Origin of the sequence: Segeticoccus rhizosphaerae, assembly GCF_009192725.1 — a bacterium.
Taxonomy (GTDB): domain Bacteria; phylum Actinomycetota; class Actinomycetes; order Actinomycetales; family Dermatophilaceae; genus Segeticoccus; species Segeticoccus rhizosphaerae.
Genome location: NZ_VOHR01000267.1, coordinates 1 through 5,154, shown reverse-complemented (window position 1 = coordinate 5,154; position 5,154 = coordinate 1). Strand labels below are relative to the sequence as shown.

The 5,154-nt window shown below is 71.4% G+C and carries 6 protein-coding genes; 3 read left to right on the top strand and 3 right to left on the bottom strand.

The features are described 5' to 3' along the window. A partial coding sequence (locus FRW57_RS16865; protein WP_152186540.1) for a serine/threonine-protein kinase occupies positions 1-983 on the bottom strand: 983 nt, incomplete at its 3' end. 262 nt (positions 984-1,245) lie between these two features. On the opposite strand from FRW57_RS16865, the gene FRW57_RS16860 reads away from it, so the two are divergent. Both FRW57_RS16860 and FRW57_RS16855 read left to right on the top strand, forming a co-directional pair. Beyond that, a complete protein-coding gene (locus FRW57_RS16860) occupies positions 1,246-1,893 on the top strand; it encodes a ClpP family protease (protein ID WP_137120214.1) in 648 nt (215 codons plus the stop codon). Beyond that, positions 1,893-2,501: a ClpP family protease gene (locus tag FRW57_RS16855; protein ID WP_137120213.1), complete on the top strand. Its 609-nt coding sequence runs from the start codon at positions 1,893-1,895 to the stop codon at positions 2,499-2,501. The genes FRW57_RS16860 and FRW57_RS16855 overlap by 1 nt, the downstream gene beginning before the upstream one ends. Before the next feature lie 67 nt (positions 2,502-2,568). Here FRW57_RS16855 and FRW57_RS24810 read toward each other — a convergent pair whose 3' ends face one another. Together FRW57_RS24810 and FRW57_RS16845 are read right to left on the bottom strand one after the other, a co-directional pair. Continuing rightward, positions 2,569-3,000: a helix-turn-helix domain-containing protein gene (locus FRW57_RS24810; RefSeq protein ID WP_137120212.1), complete on the bottom strand. Its 432-nt coding sequence runs from the start codon at positions 2,998-3,000 to the stop codon at positions 2,569-2,571. 200 nt (positions 3,001-3,200) lie between these two features. Beyond that, on the bottom strand, positions 3,201-4,226 hold the full coding sequence (locus FRW57_RS16845; protein WP_152186539.1) for a GlxA family transcriptional regulator: 1,026 nt from the start codon (positions 4,224-4,226) through the stop codon (positions 3,201-3,203). A 71-nt stretch (positions 4,227-4,297) separates the two neighbouring features. Here FRW57_RS16845 and FRW57_RS16840 point away from each other — a divergent pair. Next, positions 4,298-5,154 (top strand): APC family permease (locus FRW57_RS16840; protein ID WP_152186538.1); only part of this gene is annotated, 857 nt, incomplete at its 3' end.

Below are 5,154 nucleotides of genomic sequence, written 5' to 3'. Positions count from 1 at the left end.
CACCACCGCGCCCCAACGCCCAGGCCGGCCCCCAGCACCACTCCCGAGACGGCCGCCCCGACCAGGACGCGGTGCAGTCGCCGCCGGTGCCTGCCCGTGCCCTGCGCCGGTGGTCCCGGTGCCTCCGCACCCGACCGAATCCGGTAGGTGATGCCGAGCGCCGGGTCGAGACCCGGCGCGAGCCGCACCGGCGCGGCCTCGGCGGCGTCGAACAACGTCGTGGCCAGCTCGTCCGCGCTCGGACGCCGGCTCGCGTCTCCGGACAGGGCACGCTCCACCACCTCGACGACGGCGTCAGGTGTGCCCGGTGCATCCGCCAGCAGCGGCTCGCGCACGGCGGCCGGCGCCGGTGGCTGCCCGGTGAGGCAGTACCAGGCGAGCGCACCGAGCGAGTAGACGTCGGAGGCTGGACCCGGCAGGGCACCGTCCAGCAGCTCCGGAGCGACGAATCCGGCTGTGCCGTGCGCACCGTCGCAGGGCTCGCCCGCGATCCGCGCCACCCCGAGGTCGGCAACCAGGGGCCGCCCGTCCTCGCTGAACAGGACGTTGCCGGGTGAGAGGTCACCGTGCACGATCGCTCCACGGTGCAGGTCTCCCATCGCGGCGGCGACCGGCGACAGCGCGGTGACGAGCTCGCCGGGGCTCAGGTGCCCGCGCGCGGAGACCAGGTGCGCCAGCGAGCCACCCCCCGCCAGCTCGAGCACCAGCGCCAACCGCGCGGCCGAGAAGTCCGGCCGCTCGCCACCGGGCTCGGCCGGGGGCAGGAGGACGACCTCCAACAGACGCAGCACGTGTTCGTGCGTGATCTCGCGCAGGAGGGCCGACTCCCGCACGGCGCCGTCGAGGTCACCGGTGCCCGGCTGCACCAGCTTGATCGCGCGGGGCGGCCCTCCGCCGCTCGGCACGGCCGACCAGACTTCGCCGGAGGCGCCACGGCCCAGCAGCGAACCGATGGCGTAGCCCGGGACCTGCGGTGTGCCCATCGGTCCACCCTCCTTGCCTGCCGCCGTCGGCCGGCCCGCACCAGCCGTGCCGACTCCGCACTATGTCGCGAAACGGCGCCGCCCCGTGCGCTCTGTCCACAGGGCCGCGGCTCTGGAAACGAGGGCGCGCTGCGGGAGTGCCGGCCCTCCGCCGAGAGCAGATCTGCCACAGGCAGATTCGCTTCCACACGAGGTGACCATCGGCGCAGGGTGGAAGACCTCGGGCGGCGAGCGGCCGCCATACGACGCCAAGGAGGACCTCATGACCAGCCCACCGGACACCCGCCGGCTGATGCCACGCCTCGCTGACGGTGAGACCTCACCCACGCCCTTCGACGACCACCTGGCGACCGAGCTGCTGCGCCAGCGGATCATCGTCCTGGGCACCCAGGTCGACGACGTGTCGGCCGGTCGGGTCTGCGCCCAGCTGCTGTTGCTGTCGGCCGAGGACCCGCGCAGCGACATCAGCCTCTACATCAATTCACCGGGTGGTTCGGTGACGGCCGGGATGGCGATCTACGACACGATGCGCCTCGTCCCCAACGACGTCTCGACCATGGCCATGGGTTTCGCCGCGAGCATGGGCCAGTTCCTGCTCTGCGTCGGGACGAAGGGCAAGCGCTACAGCCTGCCGAACGCGCGGATCATGATGCACCAGCCCTCCGCCGGGATAGGCGGCACCGCGGCCGACATCGCCATCCAGGCCGAGAGCCATGAATACACCAAGCACGCCATGGAGCGCCTCATCGCCGAGCACACGGGTCAGACCGCCGAGACCATCGCCGCGGACAGCGACCGTGACCGATGGTTCACGGCCGAGCAGGCGCTGGACTACGGCATGGTCGACCGGATCGTGGAGACCCTCACCGACGTCAGGCCGATGCCGGCGCAGCGAAGGGTGGGTCTGTGATGGCCGGGCAGTACACCATCCCCACCGTGGTCGAGCGCACGTCGACCGGCGAGCGGTCCTTCGACATCTACAGCCGCCTGCTCTCCGAGCGGATCATCTTCCTGGGCACCGAGATCGACGACGGCGTCGCCAACGTCGTCATCGCCCAGCTGATCCACCTGGAGTCGGAGAACGCCGACAGGGAGGTCGCGATCTACCTCAACTCCCCCGGCGGTTCGTTTCCCGCGCTGATGGCGATCTACGACACGATGCAGTTCGTCCGTCCGCCCATCTCCACGTTCTGCGTCGGGCAGGCGGTCTCGACCGCCGCGGTGCTGCTGGCCGCGGGAACACCGGGCCGCCGGTTCGTGCTGGAGCACGCCAGGGTCCTCCTCAGCCAGCCCGCCGCCGGCGGACAGCAGGGCACGGTCTCGGACCTGTCGGTGCAGGCCAAGGAGGTGCTGCGGATCCGTTCCCAGGTCGAGGACGTGCTCACCCGGCACACCCCGCACGACACGGCACGGCTGCGCGCCGACATGGACCGCGACAAGGTCTTCACCGCCGCGGAGGCCGTCGACTACGGCCTCGCCGACGAGGTGATCACCAGGCGCGAGGACGCGGCTTCCTGAGGCCGATCCGCGACGAGGTCTGGCTTGGTGCGTCCCGGCTCCACCCGGCACCAGCGGGTCGCTGCCGTCAGGCGGCGAGCGTGACCTGGCTTCCCGGTCCCTGCACCCGGTCGGGAGGGCTCGCGGGCCGGAGCGTATGACGTGTGGTCAGGTCGAGCGTCCGGCCCACCGGCGAGACCGCCTCAGGCTCCTGCTCGGCCGGTGGTGCCAGCAGTGCGTCCGCCCGGTGCACGACCTCGGCCAGCGTCAGGCCGAGGGCGTGCGCCGCGGCGGCGAGGATCTCCGACGACGGCTCCTTGCGACCGCGCTCGATCTCGGAGAGGTAGGCCATCGAGATCTGCGCCTCGTCGGACACGTCGCGCAGGGTGCGGCCCTGGCTCTGCCGTTCGACGCGCAGGACCTCGCCGACCACGTGACGCCACAACGGCTCCCGGCGGAGACGTCGCACGCGGCGCGCGCCCGGCCGGTGCAGGGCAAGCACCCCGGATGGTTCGGACATGCTGCCTCCCACGGTCGCGACCTCGACCACCGACTCCGGCGTCCTCCTCACGGTACGACGCCCGTGACGCGACCGGGCAACCCTTTGCGCCATCGGCGTAACCGTCCGGTCTTCTCCGTTGTTGCGCCGAGTCCGTTGTTGCGGCGAGCTCGTGCCACCGGCTGCGCGTTTGCCGCCGAAACCAGGGGACCGCGCAGCGCTCAGGAGGCGGCGGCCTCCGAGAAGTTGCGGCGGTACTGCTGCGGGCTGACCGTCACGGCGCGCACGAAGTGAGTGCGCAGCGTATTGCTGTTGGCAAAACCGGTGCGCGTCGCGATCTGCTCCACCGACAGGTCGGTGCTCTCGAGCAGCTCCTGCGCCCGCCGCACCCGCCGGCTCTGCCCCCACTGCAGGGGCGTCTGTCCGGTGGCACGCACGAAGTTCCGGTGGAAATGGCGGCGGCTCAGCGATGCTCGACGGGCCAGGTCGGCCACGGTGAGCGGTTCGTCCAGGTGACTGCTGACCCACTCGAGCATGTCACCGAAGACCGCAGGTGGCGGCACCGGTTCGGTGTCGCGGTCGACGTACTGCGCCTGCCCACCCTCGCGCTGCGCCGGGATCACCATCCTCCGTGCCACCGACGCGGCGACACCGGCACCGAAGTCGTGTCGCACGAGGTGCAGGCACAGGTCGATGCTCGCGGCCGTGCCCGCAGACGTCAGGACCGTGCCGTCGTTGTCGGTGAACAGCACGTTGTGGTCCACGTGCACGCGCGGGTAGCGGGCGGCGAAGTCGTCGAGGTTCATCCAGTGCGACGTGGCGCGCCGGCCGTCCAGGAGGCCGGCCGCCGCGAGGACATAGGAGCCGCTGCACAGCGAGGCGATGCGGGCGCCGCGGTCGTGGGCCCTCCGCAGGGCCTCCAGCAGGGGCTGCGGCGGCTCGATCTGGACGACGCGGTCGCACGCCGGCACGATGACCGTGTCCGCCTCGTCGAGGTAGTCCAGCCCGCTCTCGGGGTGGACGTGGAAGCCGCCGGTGGTCGACAGGTCTCCTGCCTGTCCGGCGACGAATCTGAAGTCATACCAAGGGTCCACCAGGTCACTGCGGTCGATGCCGAAGACCTCGCAGGGCACTGCGAGCTCGAAGATGGGCAGTCCGCGGGTGACGACCACCGCCACCTTGTGAGGGCGGCGTCCGGACCGAGGGGCACGCTTGGCGGCAGGGCTGTTGTTGGCGACCGATACCATGGCACAAATCATGGCAGAGGCGGCATTGATGCCTCTATCGAATTTTTCGCCGCCGCCACACGCTGGGATGTATGACGCACCTCGCCGCGCGCGCCGCCGGCGCCGAACCCGCCGCCAGCACGAAGGACTCGGGCCTGTCCTTCTCCTCGGGTCTGGCCTTCTACCTCGGCGCGATCCTCGGCACCGGAGTCCTCGCGCTGCCCAGCCTCGCAGCCCGCACCGCGGGACCGGCCTCACTGCTGGTCTGGGCCGGCCTGATCACCGCCTCCGTCCCGATCGCCTGGACCTTCGCGTCACTCGGTGCCCGCATGCCCGATGCCGGGGGCGTGTCGACCTACGCCAGGCGCGCCTTCGGCGACCGGGTGGCCGGAGCGATCGGCTGGTGCTTCTACCTCACCATCCCGGTCGGCATACCGGCGGCGGCCCACTTCGCGGGCGACTACACGGCCCACTCGTTCGGTGGCGGCCGCGTGACGGCGCTCGTCACGACCGGACTGATCATGGTGACCGTCATCGTCGCCAACGCCCTCGGCTTGCGCACGTCGAGCATGGTGCAGCTCGGTGTCGCCGCGGTGTTGGTGATCATGCTGGTCGCAGCCGTCGCCGTGGCCATCCCACACGTGGACCTCGCTCGCCTGCAGCCTTTCACCCCGCACGGCTGGAGTGCGATCGGGCAGGCCTTCGGTTTGGTGGTCTGGGCCTTCTCCGGTTGGGAGGACATGAGCCACCTCGGCGGCGAGTTCCGCTCCCCGGCAAGGGATCTGCCGCGGGTGACGGCAAGCGCTCTGGTGGTCGTCGGTGTGCTCTACCTCGGGCTGGCCGTCACCACGGTCCTCGCGCTGCCCACCGACGCCGCGCAGGGGCGCGCGCCACTGGCCGCCCTGCTCGCCTACGGCCTGGGCGGTGCGGCAGGGCCGATCACCGCACC